14 protein-coding genes are annotated in these 20,408 nt (G+C 40.6%); 13 read left to right on the top strand and 1 reads right to left on the bottom strand.

The window, feature by feature from the left end:
- The first annotated feature begins 147 nt into the window (after nt 1-147).
- The 7 genes from dnm_RS07865 (at nt 148) to dnm_RS07835 (ending at nt 9,070) form a co-directional block, all read left to right on the top strand.
- Nucleotides 148-642, top strand: coding sequence for a hypothetical protein (locus tag dnm_RS07865; RefSeq protein ID WP_207682124.1), 495 nt, complete (start codon nt 148-150; stop codon nt 640-642).
- A 37-nt stretch (nt 643-679) separates the two neighbouring features.
- Nucleotides 680-1,741, top strand: a complete 1,062-nt coding sequence (locus dnm_RS07860) for a caspase family protein (protein WP_207682123.1) — start codon at nt 680-682, stop codon at nt 1,739-1,741.
- Between the two features lie 152 nt (nt 1,742-1,893).
- A complete protein-coding gene (locus dnm_RS07855; protein WP_207682122.1) occupies nt 1,894-2,964 on the top strand; it encodes an SPOR domain-containing protein in 1,071 nt (356 codons plus the stop codon).
- 90 nt (nt 2,965-3,054) lie between these two features.
- Complete coding sequence (locus dnm_RS07850; RefSeq protein ID WP_207682121.1) at nt 3,055-3,837, top strand: vWA domain-containing protein; 783 nt, start codon at nt 3,055-3,057, stop codon at nt 3,835-3,837.
- Between the two features lie 185 nt (nt 3,838-4,022).
- Nucleotides 4,023-5,351: a hypothetical protein gene (locus tag dnm_RS07845; RefSeq protein ID WP_207679484.1), complete on the top strand. Its 1,329-nt coding sequence runs from the start codon at nt 4,023-4,025 to the stop codon at nt 5,349-5,351.
- Nucleotides 5,352-5,403: 52 nt separating this feature from the next.
- The gene (locus tag dnm_RS07840) at nt 5,404-8,367 is read left to right on the top strand and encodes an ATP-binding protein (RefSeq protein ID WP_207682120.1); all 2,964 of its coding nucleotides are present in this window, start codon (nt 5,404-5,406) and stop codon (nt 8,365-8,367) included.
- A 226-nt stretch (nt 8,368-8,593) separates the two neighbouring features.
- On the top strand, nt 8,594-9,070 hold the full coding sequence (locus dnm_RS07835) for a hypothetical protein (protein WP_207682119.1): 477 nt from the start codon (nt 8,594-8,596) through the stop codon (nt 9,068-9,070).
- A 237-nt stretch (nt 9,071-9,307) separates the two neighbouring features.
- Here the strand turns inward: dnm_RS07835 and dnm_RS07830 are convergent, their stop codons facing one another.
- Complete coding sequence (locus tag dnm_RS07830; protein ID WP_207682118.1) at nt 9,308-10,687, bottom strand: IS1380 family transposase; 1,380 nt, start codon at nt 10,685-10,687, stop codon at nt 9,308-9,310.
- A 729-nt stretch (nt 10,688-11,416) separates the two neighbouring features.
- Here dnm_RS07830 and dnm_RS07825 point away from each other — a divergent pair.
- The 6 genes from dnm_RS07825 to dnm_RS07800 all read left to right on the top strand — a co-directional run bounded on the left by dnm_RS07825 (nt 11,417) and on the right by dnm_RS07800 (nt 20,128).
- The gene (locus dnm_RS07825; protein WP_207682117.1) at nt 11,417-12,733 is read left to right on the top strand and encodes a transposase; all 1,317 of its coding nucleotides are present in this window, start codon (nt 11,417-11,419) and stop codon (nt 12,731-12,733) included.
- Nucleotides 12,734-12,878: 145 nt separating this feature from the next.
- Entirely contained in the window at nt 12,879-14,912 is a 2,034-nt protein-coding gene (locus dnm_RS07820) for a CHAT domain-containing protein (protein WP_207682116.1), read from the top strand.
- 295 nt (nt 14,913-15,207) lie between these two features.
- Entirely contained in the window at nt 15,208-17,796 is a 2,589-nt protein-coding gene (locus dnm_RS07815; RefSeq protein ID WP_207682115.1) for a transglycosylase SLT domain-containing protein, read from the top strand.
- A gap of 58 nt (nt 17,797-17,854) precedes the next feature.
- Nucleotides 17,855-18,358, top strand: a complete 504-nt coding sequence (locus tag dnm_RS07810; protein WP_207682114.1) for a hypothetical protein — start codon at nt 17,855-17,857, stop codon at nt 18,356-18,358.
- A 36-nt stretch (nt 18,359-18,394) separates the two neighbouring features.
- Nucleotides 18,395-19,405: a PEGA domain-containing protein gene (locus dnm_RS07805; RefSeq protein WP_207682113.1), complete on the top strand. Its 1,011-nt coding sequence runs from the start codon at nt 18,395-18,397 to the stop codon at nt 19,403-19,405.
- Nucleotides 19,406-19,504: 99 nt separating this feature from the next.
- A complete protein-coding gene (locus dnm_RS07800) occupies nt 19,505-20,128 on the top strand; it encodes a LysM peptidoglycan-binding domain-containing protein (RefSeq protein WP_207682112.1) in 624 nt (207 codons plus the stop codon).
- Nucleotides 20,129-20,408: the final 280 nt, after the last annotated feature.

The raw sequence follows: 20,408 nt of genomic DNA, 5'->3' as shown, positions 1-20,408 counted from the left end.
GGGGGAGCGATTTTAGTCCCGGAGGGACGGCAGAAAATAGCCCGACAATTCATTGCCGGGGGTGAGGCAGAAAAATAGCCCGGCAATTCATTGCCGGGTGCCGAGGCATTCCCAAAACAATAAATTCTTTTTTAGGAGGATAAACAAATGTTTAAATATTTTATTGGCTTAGGTGTATTATTCATGGTGGCGGCCTGCTCGCTTCCCATACAGACGACAGTCAAAGTTCCACCAGATGTCAAAGATTTCCTCGGAGACCAAATGATCTCTGTAATTGCTGCCCCTGAGCGTGTGGAAAGTTTCCGGGTAAATGCCGAACAAGAAAAAGCCTCATCAGAAGCATTAGCCGGATTTCCCATTTCAAAACAGGGGCCAAATCTTAACGAAGAGCAACTAAAAAAAATCCAGTCATTGATCTTTGATGAGAACAGCTATCATTTCGGCATTGAAAAGTCGTGTAAGTTTCGTCCTGAAGTGGGATTGAAATTTATAAAGGGCGGGGAAGCTGTCGTGATTCTTTTATCATTCTCCTGCGATCTTTGGCTGTTTGCCCAGGGAGATGATGAAAAGATAGAGGATTCCGATCCTGTCAGAGAAGAACTGATCGAACTTGCTTATTCTTTGTTTCCTCTGGCGAAATGAATTTATTGATATTCTTAAATATTCAGGAGCTATTATTATGTTTCATAAAAAATGGAAGGGATTTTATTTATCTCTTGTGATGGTTACATTGATTGCTGTTTTTCCGAATTTGTCTCTCAGTGCCACACTTCATGTTGTGATCGCCGCAGACACCAATGATCGCTCAGTCGGTAAAGGCACTGAGAAAGATTTGCTCAAGGTGACAGAGCTGTATAACTCTGTTTCCAATCATACAGGCATGAGATTAAATCTTGATACTTGCTACGGAAATCGTCTGAATAAAAGCAATGTGCTTAATGCTTTAGACATATTATCCCTTGGGTCGGATGATGTGGCAGTATTTCATTATTCTGGTCATGGTGGTCGTACAAGAAACAAAGAATCGAGATGGCCTTATCTGGCCCTGGATCGGAGGTTGGATTTAGATGATATCGTTTCCAAGCTTCGAGAGAAAAATCCACGTTTCTTTATCGCCATGTCAGATTCATGTAACAGTTACAGCGATTCTATTTTCAGCCAGAATTTTGGTACGGCCAGACCGAAAGCTGAAAACTATCAGAAGCTCTTTTTAAAATACAGAGGTCATATCATTGCATCCGGTTCCGTACCCGGGGAATATTCCTGGACAAGTTCTCAATACGGAGGCAAATTTACCCATGCTTTTCTCACCAGCCTGCACAAAAATCTCGCCACATCTGCTCCAAGCTGGCATACCATTATGGAAAATGTTCAGTCTGTCATCCATGTAACAGATAAGCGTGGTAAGCAATGGGAGCAGCATCCCCAGGCTGAGGTGAATGTTACTTCTTTAGGAAAGCGGCCTCAGAAAACTGAGACTTTTCCGCCTGCGGTGGTTTGGATTCCACCTAAATTAAAAATAGAAGGGGGCTTCCCGAGCTGGAATAAAATATTTCCAACCATTGCAAACATTACGCCTCCGAACTGGGATGAAATATTCCCAAATATAAAGATAACTGTTGAGATTTGGAATAACAGATTTCCGCCGGGAATGTCTTCGCCGGATTGGAATAGTGCTGCTCCTTCTGATTCCGGTTTTATCAAAGACCAATCAGGGAAAGATGTAAGAACATTGTATTGAAATCCGTAGTATATTTCTTATCAATTTGCTGCTGGATTTATCCATCCGGCGGGAAGCATCGCTACACGGATTAGGGATAAGAAAAGGATTAAAAGAAAAGTGAAGAAATCCTCTTCTTATCCCTAATCCGTGTAGATAACATGAAACAGCAGATGACCCAAAAACAAACACCTCATCGTATTCGCTGCCCATATTGTTCCGAAGGATTTCACCCGGAAGGAACAGACTTTTGCCCTAACACGGGTAAGCCTTTAAGAAAAAAAACGATTCATCTGGATAGGGAGTCCATATCCAGATTTAGAGCATCTATAAAAAATATTAATAAAATCTGGTGGATTGTTATAGGATGTGTATTGCTGCTGATCTTTATTCCAGGATTTTATATAATTTTTAATGCGAATGATGATTCGTATGATTCAACACCGCCAACAAAAAAAATAAAAGAATCAAGAACAACTATACCTAAGAAAAAAAATAATAAGGCTGTCAATGAATCGGGAATGAGAGAGGACGGTTCCATTAAGATTCCCCACCCTGTTTTCAAAGCTGATGATTCTGTATCAGACAAGCCTGTGGCAGAATTTCTATCGCAACTGGAGCTAGGAGATTGGGCTGTTATTATTGGTTCCTACAATAATGAAGACTTGGCCCGAAAAGAAATTGAAAGAATCAAAGCCCGGTATCCAGAACTCTTTATTTCCTGCTTATCATCTGAATTACATAATCAATATTGTAACGACTATGGAGAGGGAAAATATTTTGACGGAAGGTACTGGCGAATTTATATTGGAGAATTTTATTCAAAAGAGTCGGCTAACTTATTAAAAGAAAAAGCTATCCAGGAAATGGAGATACCCGATGACGTTTTTATCAGATCAATCTTAACGGGGGATTCTGAATACACTGTTATTACTGACAATAAAGATGAAAAAGCAGGATGGGTTTTTATCGGGGCGTATGATAGAAATCATAAGAAAATTTTTGGTAATATAGAAGGATATCCTAAGATAGAAACTGAATATAAATTTACCAGAGAAGACCGAGTATATAATATCAGAAAATCGCCTCCGAGAACTGTAAGGACTTATTATAAAGACTTGAGAAGGATTGATATAATCGGAAGCATCCAAGCAGGAAATCAATTTTTTATTAAAGAAATCAAAGAGTTTTTGCTTGATGAGAATCGGGTTAAGATTTGGGCTGAGATTGAAAAGAGATATTAGAGCTTGCACAGATACTTGGAAATGGAGAGATGCTGTCTTTCAGACATCTCAGAAGGAAGCTTCAGAACACTTGATAATGGGTAATTAAATATGAAAAGGTTAATTTGTTTTATTTGCTATAGTGTTGCGATTTTTATAATCACCGGTGGTCTGGGGGTTTCATCGGCTTTTTGTCAAACAAACCCTCATGCGGAGATAGGTACTGATTTAATCCTCCTTCTTGACAGTTCAAGAAGTATGAGGAATTCTTATCCTGAAAACCTTGAAAAAGAGGCGATAGATTATATTGTTGAATTTCTCAAAAAATATAATATGTCTCAGAAAAATAGGATCAGCATTGTACATTTTGCCTCTGATGTTTACCTCACCCAAAAGTTGACAGGCGTAAATGAAAAAATTGAAAGAAGGCCAAGAAAGGGGTTAGATGTCCAATATACACTTTTTGCTCCTGCGTTTGAATTAGCACATAAGGAATTTATAGAAGCAGACAGTTTTAGCGGGACTCATATTCCTCAAATATTCCTGATTACAGATGGGCAACTTTATCATTCAACCAAAGAGTTTGAGCAATACAGTGAAAATAGGAGCGAAATTGAAAAAGTAAGGCAAAATCTGATAAGAAACAAACTGATTCCTATCATGAGTGAATTCAAAAGGAAAGGATGCGCTGTAAATGTACTATGTATAGAAAGACAGAGAGATAAAATGCAGCGATTGGAAGATGAAAGGGAATGGAAAAAATTTGCACATGACACAGGCGGCTTGTTTTATTCTGTCGGCCGATCGGAATTCAATGCCTTAAAAAATATTGACCTTTCCAGTATTGAAATTAACATGCTGTTTATATTGAGTTTACATAAATTAATCTCATGAAAATGCGTTTGAAACCAGCTTATATTTTAAGAATGCGAATCTGTAGTCAGACACTCGGATTTAAAATTTTTCTTGGCATACGACGGACTTCGTGATATACTGTACAAATATACGGTTCGGAAATATATGTCCGAGCCTCTGACCGCCCTGATTCCGGGTGCCGATATTATAAGGAGGTTCTTATTATGACAACGAAAACCGCTGAGGAACATTTTACCGAAGAAATGCTTCGTGCCGCCGAGGAGTTCGGAAAAATACTCCGCCCGTATTTCCGCCGGATGCCTGATGAGGATATGGAAACCCTTCTTCTCATCAGCATGGCGGTATTTCTCGGAGCGGACAATGTTTACCAGGTTATGCAGGTGCTCGGACTCCCGAAAACCGCCACCTATGACCGTGTTAAAAACGTCAGTGTTTACTGCTGGCGTAAGTTCCTGCAGAATCACCTTTACAGCATCGCTGTTCCTCTCCTGCGGGAGAGGCTCACCATGAGCGATGCCACAAAAAGCCGGGACGGACTGATTATGGCAGTCGATGACTCCGTGATTGCCCGTATTGCCACGGAACTCGGCTATGTATGGAAATGGTGGAGCGGCCAGCTTAAACGCGTGGCGAACGGGCAGAACGTGATCGCTCTGATTCTGGTAATCGGCGACATTATTCTCCCTCTCGACGTGCGGATAGTCTCCAAACAGGGCAGGGGGCTTAAAACCAAGCCTGAGATATATGAGGAGATGCTGAAAGCCGCCGAAGCAAAATTCGAAGCCGCGGGCATTGACATCAGCCGCCTCGGAACTACAGGTGATGCGGCATATTTTTCTCAGGATATCGCGGCATTCTGCCGCGGTGAATGTTCGGAAGAAGCCTCGTCCGAATCGGATGCGTCAGCTACAGACACCGGCCTTGCGAACGAAGATGCCGAATCGTCCGATCCCGCACTCTTACTGACTCTTACCGGAATTTTCCGCGGCAAGGACAACTACGTCTTTGAAATTGACGGAGAAATCCGGAAGGCCGGCCAGTGGCGGAAAAATTTCAAAGATCGTCTTACTCCCGGATGGGGAACAGACGGACAGCCGGTGTATCGAACCGAAGCAGTAAGCGAAACCTTCGGCGAGGTTATTCTCGTCTTCTATATTCCGAAGGGGAAACGGGCGGTCAGCTACCTTATTATAGCAGGACGACCTCTGCGTAGCAGCGAGGCACTGCATGCCTTCGCCTTCCATCATCGCATCGAAGAATTCCGGAAGCTCCTCAAAGACACTCTCGAACTGGGAGCAATGCATCTCCGAGATCGGAAGGGGGCTCATGCCTGCGTCGGCGTCAAAGTCATCGCATACCTCGTCGTCAATATGATGAAGCAGAATCTGAGGAAGCTCCGACGCTTCCGAAATGTGACCATTAACAAGTTAGTCAGACTCTGCCCGAAGTTCGTTGACGTCCGAAAAATTTTCAAAGAGCATTTTCAGAGTATTATTCCCAATAATCACACGTTGGATAAGGCTTTAGCGTGATTTCAGAAAGGTCAAAAATAGTTACGATAACATTTTGTCCAAGATGTTTGATTTGTACTCTATTGAGATGCTTGAACTTTCAGATTCGCATTTTGCCGGAGAGCCGATAAGAATTAAAGCCCGACTTTTTAAGGACACAACAATCATCACAGATCCTTCGATTCGAGTTAAGGCAAGAATTACAGACTATCCTTCAAAATCAGAAAAAAGACAGGATGCCAAAACAATTAAAAGAAGGGGGATGTATATATGGGACTATGACCAGCCTATGGGAGATAAATTCAATATTCAGATGGTTGCTTTTTGGGAGGAAGAAGAGAATGTTCTAACAGAATTCAGGAAAATGATTCTTGTAAAAGAAAGTCCCTCTGTTGATTCTGTTGATTCTGCCATTTCATATAATAAATTTTATATAGCCATTTTTCTTCTTTTAATAATAATAGTGATTTTTTTCTATTTTTCCAAGAAGCTTTTTGATAGTTATGGAGAAATGAAAACACAGCGGGAATTAAAGAAATTAGAAAGAAAAGCATCTGCAGGGCTTGAAGAGGCTGGAAAACATATTGATAATAATCAGATAGGTGAAGGGAAAAAAGCTTTAAAAGAGGTCTTTCAGAAACTAAAAGGAATTTCCAAAGTCCGTCAAGAACAGCAGGATCGAATATTTTCAAATACTTCTGAATTTGCATATGAAAAGTATGAGAAGAGTATAGAAAGAAATCTGAATAGGTATAAATATTTAACTAAAAGAGAATTTAATGATAAAAAGTTTGAGTTAAGAAAAGAATATCTTGTTTCGATATTTAAAGAAGACCCTGAGCTGTTAAGCTTAACTGCTACCCAACATGGTATTGCCAATATGATATTACATTCCATTAAACAGGAAAAAAAATATGAGTCTAATTTTTTTGAAGATATTGCTATTATTATGGATATATTTGAAAAAAACAAACAGGGTTTGATAAATACTTTCAGCCGCATTGAATATGGTCTGAATACTTTGGAAAATAAAGTTGAACATACTGAAATTAAACATAATGTATATAAATCATATATAGAATTGCTGAGAGTGAAAGATGAGAATGTTGATACTGTTCTCAAGAATACAGTGAAGTCAATAAAAGATGTACCTTCATATATTCCTATGTACAAAGAGCTGTTAGATTTGTATTCAAAAGTTTACAATTCGTTTAAGGTTGCTTTTCGGAGTCATGACAGAATGTTTTTGACAAAAATCAGAGAATTTGTCGAACAATGCCCAAACAGGGATAGGGAAAACCGTAATTACAGAATATATAGAAATGTTCTTAAAGCTATCGAGGATAGAATTCAGAAAAATACTACTGTCAAATCAAGAGAAGCAGATATAGGTATTATGCTCTTGGATGAAAAAGAAGTTTTTTATTCGGAAAAGAACGGACACGGCAAGAGTGGACATATAACATTGCCAATTCGTTTGGTAAATAAAGGGGCAAGCCCGGCATGGAATATTGCAATCTGGATAGAGCTTGATAAGGATAGTCATTTTGCTCCATCTGCTTACCATAATATTCTGAGTATATATCCGACACCTGAAATATTACCTGATGCTCAGGAGGATGAATTTGGTAATATAGAAATAAAACGCCCCGGCATAGGTTTGATACCGATAAAACTTTATGCTCGACATGGAAAAATTAATAATAAAAATAGATATATAAAGATAAAGTTAATCAAGTTTTTTATAGACTTTATTGATTATAGTATTGATAAGAATCAGGGAGAGCCGCGTGAATCAAAGCAAGAATTTGAAGATATTGTAGTAAAATTCCTTCCGATAGACGAGATACATAATCCTTACGGCGATAATTTTTGTCTGAAGCTGCTTCCAAAAGTTTTTTGTGATAGAAAAAATTTTGTTGATTTTGTAAAAGAAAAGATGAAAAGCAAATCTAACAACGTATTAAATTTATATGGACTTCCGGGTACCGGGAAAACATCATTTATGTTTAATTTTCAGCAAAAAGAAAAGGAAAACTATATGATAATCATTCTCACTAGAACAGAACGATTAGATACTATTGAGAATTATTCTAAAAAAGTTAAATCTGATAATTATATGCTCTTCTTTTCTGACTCGAGTAAGACTGAAACACTGGATAATCATAATTTCTTAGCTATCTTCAATAGGGAATTAGATCGTAAAATCAAAATGAATAAACCCGTTGTCTTATTTGTTGATGATGTTGATGATCTTATAAAAGATATCTCTGACTGGGGGGGCAAATGGTTAGAAAATTTTTTGAAATCATTACACAACTTACTTAAAAGAAAAGAGAATGTCAATATAGTTGTTTGCGGAAGAAAGAGTTTGAAAGAGATACAAATTGAAGATGATGATAACTGGAAGAATCTTATTAGCATGTCAGGCTCGTCGGATTCAAAGGAATTTACTCCTCTGGATAAAGACGAAGCCCAGGCTTTCTTTAATATAAAATCGAAAGTCAATGGAGAATCTGTTTATACTGAACACGCTATCAAATCCATACTAAGGAAAACAGGAGGAAATCCCCGACTTTTACAGGCGACATGTTATAATTTGATGGAATCGAAAAAGGATTGGAAATATGATCGTCCTTTGGATTTTTGGGATGTAGATGAAATCAGCAACATAATTATACAGAAAGAAAGGGCGTGGTACCTATATGAAATTTGGAATGGGTTTGATGAGGCTGAACAAGCAGTTTTGAAAATATTAGCGAACAGGCTAAAAACAGATGACAAATCAGTAAGATTGATTGAAAGACCATCTTATTTATCAATCAGAGAAGAATTATTAAAAACAGGCTCTCTTAACAAAAATGAATATCCGACAGATGTTATTAAACGCCTAATTTCAAAAGGTATAATTATGAACTTACGGAGTCTGTTAGATTTTCGCATAGGTCTGCTTAGAAAGTGGATAAATGTGAATATCAGTAGATCGAAAACTTCCGACTCATCCAAAAAAGTTCGTAGTTCCGCGTTCAGGCGGTGACTGTAAAATCAGCAGGTTATCTCGGAAGAACAGACCGCCTGAACGCGGAACTACACCACTTTTTAAGTTCGTAACCCCCCTGAGCGGACATAACAGGCTGATTTTACGTATCTGTAACAATCCACAAAGGGGGTCACGAACTTACGAAGTGGTTTTTTTGAAATCATTACACAACTTACTTAAAAGAAAAGAGAATGTCAATATAGTTGTTTGCGGAAGAAAGAGTTTGAAAGAGATACAAATTGAAGATGATGATAACTGGAAGAATCTTATTAGCATGTCAGGCTCGTCGGATTCAAAGGAATTTACTCCTCTGGATAAAGACGAAGCCCAGGCTTTCTTTAATATAAAATCGAAAGTCAATGGAGAATCTGTTTATACTGAACACGCTATCAAATCCATACTAAGGAAAACAGAAGGAAATCCCCGACTTTTACAGGCGACATGTTATAATTTGATGGAATCGAAAAAGGATTGGAAATATGATCGTCCTTTGGATTTTTGGGATGTAGATGAAATCAGCAACATAATTATACAGAAAGAAAGGGCGTGGTACCTATATGAAATTTGGAATGGGTTTGATGAGGCTGAACAAGCAGTTTTGAAAATATTAGCGAACAGGCTAAAAACAGATGACAAATCAGTAAGATTGATTGAAAGACCATCTTATTTATCACCTAAATTGAGCGATTCTGTTAAATGAGCAAAAAAACAGGGGGCTGCGTGACGAAAATTACAGCTCCGAAATATTCGGATGAGATATTTTCGGAAGAGAGGGCGGAAAATGAAGTCTGATTTCGTAAAAACGGTCATTTTTACCGGAAAAACGGGGCCGGACATAGCTTCGGATGTGCTGTTGTGCCGATTTCGGACGCACCTCTCCCCCTGTTCGGCTTATACCTTATTATACGACTGGTATTATGAAACAGTTTTTGCCGTTTCAGCATATGAGAGGAACTGCTCTGTGACAGGCCTCCCATATTTTCCTCAGCTTCAGCCTTCGAAAGACGGCGGAAGTGAGTTTCAGAGTGATCCTGCCGGCATGCGAGACGATTTTTGCCGCAATATCAATAAATTTTCGTCTGACTGTGCCTGCGTAGCTTTCAAGAGGTATGACCGGGGCAAGGATGTCTTCTTTGAAAGCTTCGAACAGAAAGAATGCGACAGGCATCATGTAATACAGGGCGGCATTCGGCGGGAATTTTCTGAAAGGCATCTGTTCGAATCCGAAATCTTTCAGGGAACGGAAAACAAGTTCGGCAGCGCCCCGGCTGTGATACAGGGCGACGATGTTTGCGGGATCTGTCAGGCGGGTCAGCTCTTCCGGCATGTCATCCCCCACCGTGTCGGAGCGGATATTGGTAATAATGACCGTCTCCGCCCTGTCGAAGGGAAGGAGCATCTGACCATCTTTATATACCGGCTGACAGAAGATGAGACGGCGGAACATATTCCATGTTCCGTATATAAAGCCAAAGTCGGCGAATCGCCATCTCTGTTTCCCTTTCTCAAACTCGCCGAAAGCGTTCTCTGCCAGAGATGTCACGACCTTTCCGATGTCTTTGGTAATGCGGCCTCCGAAAGCATAACATATTCCGAGCTTTTCAAATGCCTCGAAATTCTTCTGATCGGAGAAACCGCTGTCACCCGTCAGCACGATGACCGCATCCTCACGATATTCTTTGCGGACGAGATTTACCAGTTCGGTGATGATTTTTATAACAGTTTTCCCGTGGTTGCTGTGGCATTTTCCGCCGCGGAAGACAGCGTCGATGACAAATCTGCCCCATGTCAGCTGAAGCGGCTGAAATCCTGCCGTATTTTTATAGGTCGGCCCGACGCCTTCACGGCCTGCCGCATCGTCATTGTTCATAACCATTGTGTCAATATCAATATATATCACGGCGGGATTCGCAATCCTGAGACGCCATATGAACATTTTTTTCAGAATCTTTCGGAATATCCATGTCTTAAAGATACCGAAGGATCTGAGGAAACGTTTTATTGCGTGCGAAGACGCCATCTTATCCGGCGACTGTTCTATGGTTCCGGCATATCCGGCATCTTTCGCAAGTTCGTCGAACCAGCTTATATGACGGCTTGTGCCGTCGAGGAACCAGCAGAATATCTGTCTGAAGAGGTCTTCGACCGGCAACCCTTTCCTACTTTTCCGAAGGTCACCGAAGTGTCCGATGAGAAGAGAAAATATACCAATGTTGGTAAGATATCGGACAAAGAACGCGAGTCCTCCCCGTCCTGTGATATTGTCGTCTGTTTCTTCAATCTTATCAATGCCCGTTTTCCGAGATACATTTTTCACAGCTGTCTTTCTCCTTTCATGAAAAACAATTAAAAAATTATATTTACAATAAGTTAATTATAGCACACGGTACTCATGAGTAAAGGGAAAAATGAAAATAAAACATAAATCACCTGACGGGTTAAAATATGACAGTTTCTAACATATTTATTTTATTGAATAAGAATCAAATTATTTTTGAAAAATCGCTCAATTCAGGTATCAATCAGAGAAGAATTATTAAAAACAGGCTCTCTTAACAAAAATGAATATCCGACAGATGTTATTAAACGCCTAATTTCAAAAGGTATAATTATGAACTTACGGAGTCTGTTAGATTTTCGCATAGGTCTGCTTAGAAAGTGGATAAATGTGAATATCAGTAGATCGAAAACTTCCGACTCATCCGAAAAAGTTCGTAGTTCCGCGTTCAGGCGGTGACTGTAAAATCAGCAGGTTATCCCGGAAGAACAGACCGCCTGAACGCGGAACTACACCACTTTTTAAGTTCGTAACCCCCCTGAGCGGACATAACAGGCTGATTTTACGTATCTGTAACAATCCACAAAGGGGGTCACGAACTTACGAAGTGGTATACTACTACAACAACTTGTAAATTCGTCCCCCCCTGTTTCAAGATATTTTTCAAAATAAAATTCCTTTACTTTTGGCGAAAATACTGTTAGCTGACGGACAGAATATTCGTGTCGCATTATTAAAATGACTGAGAAATTCCGAAGGAGGTTTCAGATGTTCGCTGAAAACGCCGTGGCAGACAGTTCTGCGGAAGTATTTTGTGAAAGTGTGACGAAAAAGAGGGAAGATACGACATTTCCCATGACGGACAGACAGAGGGATATCCTTGAACAGATGACCCGTCGTACCACATGTGAGAAACGGCTGTGGGAGAGGAGTAATATTATTCTTCTGCATGCGGACGGGATGCCGAAGAGGCGGATAGCGAAGGATATGGGAACTGACATAAAGACAGTGCGCAAATGGTGTGAGAGATGGGAGGATTCCCATCCGGGCCTGAGGAGTGCGGAAGAATCGGAAGAAGAGAAAATGAGCCCTGCCGCGTATGAGAAAAAGATTGCGGGAGTTCTCGGAGATGCTCCGCGTCCGGGCGCTCCGCCCCGTTTCTCGCCGGAACAGGTCGTACACATCGCGGCCATCGCCTGCGAGGTCATCGACAACTCCGACGGACCGGTCAGCGGCAGGACTTATAAGGATATTGCCCGGGAGGCGGTAAGCCGGGAGATTGTGGAAACGATATCTCCGGACAGTGTGGGACGGTTTCTGAGAGAGGCTCAGGTGAAACCGCATAAATCGAGGTACTGGCTGAATGCGAAGTATGATGACGAGGAGCAGTTCGGAGAAGAGGTCATGGCCGTCTGCGACATATATCTGCAGGCGTCCGAACTTCACAAACAGGGGACACATGTGGTCTGCAACGATGAGAAGACGGGCATTCAGGCACTGGAAAGGTGTCACGTCACGCACCCCGCCGAACCCGGCGGAAAACCGCAACGTGTCGAATACAACTACGAACGTCACGGCACGCTCTGCCTGATCGCCAACCTCGAAGTCGCCACCGGCCGGATCATCGCACCGACGATCAGTCCTACAGGAACCGAGGATGATTATGTCAGGCATATCACACAGACGACTGACACCGACCCCGAAGCGAAGTGGATATTCATCACGGACAATCTTAACACTCATCAGTCCGAATCCCTGACGGAACTGATCGCACGGAGATGTCATCCCGACATTTTTCTCGGTATGAAAGGGAAGAGCGGAATACTGAAATCGATGGAAACCCGCAGGGAATTTCTGTCCGATCCTTCGCATCGCATTCATTTTATATACACTCCGAAACACGCGTCCTGGCTGAACCAGGTTGAAATATGGTTCTCTGTTCTTTCCCGACGCCTTATAAGACGGGGAAATTTTTCTTCCACGGAACATCTCCGAATTCGAATGAGAAAATTTATCGACTTTTTCAATGAGACCATGGCCAAACCCTTCAAATGGACTTATACCGGACGTCCTCTGGCAGCTTAAAATTCCTGTTCAGGGGGGGGACGAATTTACAAGTTGTTGTACTACGAATTTTTTCGATCTACTGAATATTCGTTAATGTCCTTATTTTTGGTTAAAAAAATGGAGTTTTGTTAATTTTAAAGCTATGCATACAGGGTTATTAATTATGATCGCCAAAACAATATCGTCTTTTATCATTATCGTATGTATCATTTTTATTTTTTTTAATGAATCTATAGCAAATATTATACAACTTATTGGTAATTATTTGCCAAACTGTACTAAATTATTACGAGATATCCCTAAATTGGGCGAGAATAATAAATTTATAGTATTCGCTAGTTTTTGCTCAATTTTTAGTGCAATTTGGGGAAAGTCATTGTTGTCATTGTTGAGTTTTATGAAATCAAAATATAAGGATCTGTCCTTCGGTCCTATGAACAAATCAAAAAAAGGAGAAATTAAGAAATTACATTCTTCGTCTGGGCATGATTTCGATATTTTGCTATGTTATCAAGATAAAAATAAAGTTGAAGTTGAGAAAATTGAAAAGGATATAAAAGAAGCGGGTTACAAATCATGGAATAAGGATTCTTTGCCAGCCGGAATCATATGGAAGGAGAGACTAAAGGAAGACATTAATAATATCAAATCAGCAGCTCTTTTTGTTGGAGAAGAGGGAGATTGGCCTTGGGTACAAGATAGAGAATTATGGAATCATCTTCAAAAAATTAGTAATATGAATCGTCCGATTATTCCTGTAATTCTTAAATCTTGTAAAAAAGGACATGATGAACCTCCAGCTTTAGTCGAAGGGGCAATAGCTGTTGATTTCAATAAAGACTCTGACCCTATAAAAAGGCTGTTAGAAGGGATCCCGGAGGAAAGTGGGATAGGTGACGAAGAGGATGATGATGATAAAGGTCCATTTCGAGGACCTCTGGTAAGGCATGAGAGCAAACCAACCAAAAGAAGAGAGCGTTTACCAAAAAATCCATACCTTGAGATTGAATCTGTAATAGTGGAATCAAGATTACAGATTTGTATCAAATCAAATCTCGGTATTGAAACATCTGAGACTGAAGTTGACTTGAATCACCATTTTTTTAGCGAATTAGCCAGAGGTATAAGATTTTATCCTGTTTCCGAAGACTGGATAGATTCAGCGAATTTACTTGGTGTTGAATTAATGAAATCTTTAACAGATAAAAGTGAAGATATTGGCAAAGCATACAATACAGCCATGTGCCGGGTTGATGAGAATGAAGATACTGAAAAATTACATTTAATATTCTCAGGTAACAGTGACACGTTGAGCATACCTTGGGAGCTTTGTTCTTTTGATGAAAAACATTACCTTGCAGAAAATTATCCTATATCTCGAAATATTAATTTTACTTCTTCAACTGTAAAAATAAACAATAAGTCGAGATTCCTTTCTTATGATGATTTACATTATTCAGATTTAAACATTTTATTCATTGAGGGAGTTTCAGATGAACGTCAGGTAACAATAGATGATTCAGGCAAACCAAAGGTTTGTGATCTGCCTGAACTAAAACATGTAAACGATGAGATTTCTTTCCTGGAGGAACATTTCCGAGCCCTTAACGAAGCTTCTGACAGAGATAAAAAGATTTATTTCGATAAGGCATCCACACTCGGTGAGTTGGAAGATAAACTGTCTGAAGTTGATTGGCATATTATCCATTATGCAGGTCATGCATTATGCGAGACCAGATGTGGAATAATTATTCATAAAGAGGGTGAATATAAAGAAGCGGATGCCATATATGCTAATGATCTTCCTTCCTTAATTGAAAAAACACATAATACACTTAAATTTGTGTATCTGAGTTGTTGTGAGGGAGCTACAACCTATTCAGAAAAAATTTATTATGACTTTTTATCTTCTAATGAATCAAAATTAGGGGTTATGAAGACTTTGATTGACTGCGGGGTTCCAAGCGTATTGGGCTACAGATGGAAGATAAAAGATGGGATATGTGCCGAATTTGCTAAGGAGTTTTATAAAAATTTATTTCACAATGAGGAAAAATCTAAAGGAAGAACATTGAGACATGCGCTTTTTGACACAAGAAAGAAGATTTTACAGGATAATATGCGTAAAAAGTGTGAGAATCATAATGTATGGACCTCACCTATTCCCATATTAGCTATTCGTGACGAATTCAAATAAATCTATGACTTCAGAGCCTATCGTCAAAATCACAAACCTGTCCAAATCCTTCAACAACTGTCCCTCCTGCAAAATGCCAGTCGTCTCATTAACAAGGGAGAAAGTGAGGATACGGAGAAAATAGCCCTTCAGAAAGGCAGAAAAAATGATTAATATAAAACCGCTTATCAAAAACGAAAATCAATTTGTTCCAAGACCAATAAAAAAAATACTTTTCCTTTTTTTGATTTTCAATCTTATTTCTTTATATTCCGTCTATGCTCAGGATGCTTTATTTCCATCCGTTTTAAGGAATATGTTAAAGCAAAAGCTGATAAAAACAGAAATATCGCATAAAAAAAACTGCGGAGGCATCCTCCTAAATGAGTGTTCAAGATTAGCCCATGAAGAGGCCAGGCAGTCAGCCATAACACAAGGAATTGATAAATTCATTGATTCCCTGCCTGAAGATAATCTGAAAAAATTCAAACTGACCAAAGAGGAAATACGCCCGTATCTCACAGGAACGATAATCGGAACCCCTGAGTTTCTGGATGACGACTGGGTGGGGGATTCTTTCAGACTAAAAATCATCGCAGTTGTCGAAGTTAACGTATCTGATGATTTAAAGCAAAAACTCCTCAGAATCACAGAAGCTGAAACTATTCCCCCAGTTCCTCAAAAAACAGACATAATCCTTCTGCTGGAAGCCACCCGAAACATTGAAAAGGCTCGGCGCATAAACATTAACATATTCCAGGAAAAAGCCTGGAACCCTGCTGATGCCATGTGGCCTGTGTATCAGTTTCTTATAGCCGAGTGTCTTCGCCTGCGAGGCGAGACCGCCCATGCTGCTCAGACATACCGCAAACTGGCAATATGGGCATCGGAAAATCCATATAATGACGGACGGGGAGGATCCAGTCTGGCAGCATTGGCTTTGTGGCGCTGGCTGAAACTTATGGATGAAACAGGAGCAGACTCAAATCAAGTTCACGAATTTTTAAACGTGATGGAAAAGCTCAGAAAGGCCATACTTGTCAAAAACGTATTCAAGTCCCCCTCTTTCACAGAACTGCCCCAGCTTGAGGAAGATTTACTGCGGATCGCCAGCAATATGGCTTGGTCTGCGGGCCTGGAAGATCAAGCAGGTCAGTTGTTCCTGGGTTATCTCAAAATTGCCAGAGATCACGACTTCACCCTCTCAGAAAAGCGCATCCTGAAAAAACTCACAGATTCAGGGCATATCTCACACCAAAGACTGGCTTTCCTCCGTGCCAGCCGATTCAGTTCCCTGGGCAAAGACGAGGAAGCCTGTCAAATCCTTGATGGATTACAAACCGATGCCTCATCCCTGACCCGGGCCAAAGCGCTTTTTGAACAGGCAAAAATCAGACGTAAGTCCAACAAAACCAAAACAAGGGGAGTGGTGGTGGATATTTTGGACAAGGCCATCAGGGAAAGCCCTGATCCTGGCCTGACACAAAAAGCTCTCTATTTACGCTTTAAAACCCTGTTTCGTGAAGGCCCCGGCAGGAACTTATCCCGGGCCAGGCAGGATATTTCCACCATGATACAACAATATCCCACTGGCAAAATGACTGACGATGCGCTTTACTATATGGCACGGCATTATCAGCAGACAAACCAGCCGGACGAGGCCATGGACTACTATCGCCAACTGTGTGATCTCGGAGGACGTACCAACTGGTTTAATTTCTCCCGGTTTCAGCCTGCGCTCATCCTTTACGCCCAGGGAGATTCGGAGAGCCTGCACCAAAGCGAAATTTTCCTGGAGGATTTGCTGTCTGAACGTCCCAACGGCCCCCTGCGATTGGCATCAATGTTCTGGCTTGGCCGGATATATGAAGACGCACGCAGAAAAGAAGATGCCCGCCAGATGTTTGAAACCATTATCATCGAAGCGCCTTATGATTATTATGCAGTGCGTGCCCGTATGCACCTGAATGTCGGACGCAGTGCCGCAGGAAAGATTTGGCCTGATGCGGGAACCAGACGACAGCTTCGATCAGCTTATCAGAAAAGCCGGATGGAAACCACTTTGAACATGGATTCCGTTTATTACCAACGCTTACAAATCGCCCTTGAAAGCGGACTATACACCGCAGCTTTATCGGCAGACTCCTTACTTCGCAAAGCATTCCCCTCCCGCCGCCTACAGAATGTGTCATTGTCAGACATAGACGCATCGGGCCTCATCGCTTACACAGGTCTTATCATGGCCTTACGTCTGGATGCCCGTTCTGCTAATGCTCTGGACAAAAGACTGAACAGCAAGCTTCAAATTGCAGGAGCCGTGGGAAAAAAAGCCGGAGACTGGCCCCTGACGCTGTTTCTGGCGGGCTATAAACCGACTGCCCAGAAGGATGGGCGATTTCTGGCAACAGCCTATCCCATGGCTTACACAGATGCTTTTAAAAAGGCAGGCACAGCCAATTCTGTAAAACCGGAACTCCTTTACAGCGTGGTTAGGGAGGAGAGTCGTTTCTTTCCAGCGGCAATTTCCTCAGCAGGCGCAATGGGACTTTTTCAGTTTCTCCCTTCCACGTTTGGCGGTCTGCTGCAAAGCCACAAGGAACTCAGCTTACGGGGTTCCCCTTCCAAAGAGGCTTTTCTGCTCACTCCTGAATTTTCGCTTGATTTGGGAGGATTCTGGTTCGGCAAAGAGCTAAAGGGAAACCATCAGGGGAATATCCTCTTCAGCATCATGGAGCATCACGCTGGCAGAGGTGCAGTAATGAGCTGGCTTGAGGGATGGAAAGCCTTTAATCGTGAGGATGATGTGGAATATATGGCCGAAACTGTAAGGTATCTTTCCACGCGTATTTTTGTACGAAAAGTGATGCGGAATATGGTAATCGTTAATGCTTCCGGCATGTTTTAACCCTGACAGAGAAATGTCAGACTCAAAAAATAACCAAATCGGAGAACTGAAAAAACAAATGAGCTCAAAACAAACATCTGGTATCCGCTGCCCGCACTGTTCTGAGGGATCTCATCCCGTGGGAACTGAGTTCTGTCCCAACACGGGTAAGCCTCTGAAAAAAAAGTCATCAAAAATTATCGTCGTATCTGCACTGACAGTTGTCTTTGTTGCAGTGGCAGCATTTGTCGCTTTCCAGCATTTTGGATTTGATCCCCGTCAATTTTTTGGAAAGGAAAATGAGCCTGATCCGAAACCTGTTCCTCATACGCAGCCCATTTTTGGAAAAGAAAATGATAAAATCCAGGAGGTTGTTACAGAGTCCCCTGATAAATTTCAGATTGGGGAGCGTGTACGGGTAAAAAAAAGTGTGACAAAACCATGTCAGGGCTGGGGAGAAGCAAAACCAGCAGAAATATATACTGTAATTGAGGCTGGGTTCAGAGATAAATACCTCAAGGTGACATTGCCATCTGGCAGAAAATGGATTGTATGCCCGGAGGATGTGGAAAAAATAGAATAACAACCGGATGCTGACCTCCGAGGAGATAAAAAGCTTGTGCGGACTGTGATACCAATACCAAAAATAAATCTCTTTTTTCTAATCTTCTTTTTTGCGTTTTTCTGTTCTGTTTATGCCCAGGATACTTTGCCCTCTGATTTTAAAGACATACCAAAGCAAAAGCAGATAAAGGTAAAACTGAAGTATGAAAAAAACTGCGAGGATAATCTCCTTAGCGAATGTTCAAAGGCAGCTTATGAGGAGGCGATACGGGCAGCAGTAAAAAAAGGAACAGACAAGTTTGCAGATGATTTCCTGAGCAAAGATAATCCTCTAAAATTAAAACTGACCAAAGACAAGATACGTCCTTATCTTACAGGAACCATAGTGGGAGAGCCTGCGTTTTCGGATGACGACTGGGAGGCAGATTCTTTCAAACTCGAAATCCGTGCTGTTGTGGAAGTCAGAATGTCTGATGATTTAATACAGGAAGTCTGTAAAATCACAGAACCGGAAGGACATGACACCATTCCCCCGACCGGAGAGATTACCAAGATCAGGGACAGTTATATCCAGGGAGATACCATAGCCTATACCATCCGGGCAGATGATAACAGCGCTTTAAAAAAGATGACATTTATGGTAAAAGATTCGTCTGTAAAAAGGACATGGGATATCAATGGCAAATCTGTAACTCACAACGCGTCTTTTTCAACTAAAAACTGGAAACTAGGGAGTTATGCTTATTCCCTTTTAATAGAAGACGGGGCTGGCAATTTAAAAGCGTGCAATGGAAATTTTACCTTAGTCCGAAATGTGAAAGGGACTCTGCAAGGAACATTGAATATTCATTGTGACCCTCCTGCCCGCATATTTATAGACGGGACTGATACAGGAAAAACAACACCTGCTGAGGGTATTAAACTTACCTGTGGAAAGTATCAAATTAAACTCGTAGCCTCTGGTAATCCTGAATATCGAACCCGGGAAGCAGAGGTTGATATAAAGATGAATCAGACCACTCAGTTGATTGTAATTGGGAATAAAACAGTACAAATTAACGATTGAACATGACTCGCTGTGATAAAAAGCTGTTATAAATATGCCGTCCCCACGGGACTTTTCAAACACCCTCCAAGACAAAAATGTATGAGAAATACAATGTCGGTGAGTAAAAATATAATACTGATTTGCATTGTTTTTCTGACAGTGATCTGTATCGGATGTGCTGGCACACAACAAAAGACATGGAGGAAAAAATACACACCATTAATAAAATACGAACCACCTGAGAAGTATATCATACATACTGTCAAAAAAGGAGAAACACTTTCGGAGATAATTACATCATATTGTAATGCTTACAAAAGATATATAAGAACCGTCATAAAAATCAATGGAATTAAGAATGCTGACAGATTGGAACTCGGGCAAAAAATCAAAATTCCAAAAAGCTGGGCTGACAAATCCATAGCGTCATACAGATCCCATTTTCAACGCGGTCTTGCCTTTTTTAAAAAAAAGGATTATCTGGAAGCCAAAAGGGAATTCAAAGCATCCCTTCGATACAAAAAGGACTGTCGAAAATGTTGGAAATATATAAGAAAAAGCGAAAGATTATATAAAGATATCCACTATAGAAAGGGACGTAATTATTTTGAAAAAGAAAAATTTTCCCAAGCTCTCAGAGAATGGGAACTTGTCCAACGTGTTGATCCCAATTACAAAGAGGTGAATAATAATATCAAATGTACAAAGATGATCTTGGAGTCACGATCTGCTAAGAAATGACTTTTATATATGTACTGGACAGTTCACTACCGTACACTTTTTTAACTATTTGATTTTATATTTTAAAACAATCTGAGCAAAAATAAAAATCAGCATAAGTATTTAACTTTAATATATTTCTACAGAAGTAATTAAAATCAGATAAAAAATGTTTTTTGTAAGTAAACATTTCACTGTCGTACACTTTTCTGAGTAACATTAGTAATTGAAATTGACAATAAAAAATCATCGACGAAATAATTTGATGATGATATTGTATCTTATAAAAAACAACCTGTAA

It is taken from the genome of Desulfonema magnum (assembly GCF_017377395.1).
Classification (GTDB): domain Bacteria; phylum Desulfobacterota; class Desulfobacteria; order Desulfobacterales; family 4be13; genus Desulfonema_C; species Desulfonema_C magnum.
This window is presented reverse-complemented; position numbering and strand designations above follow the sequence as displayed.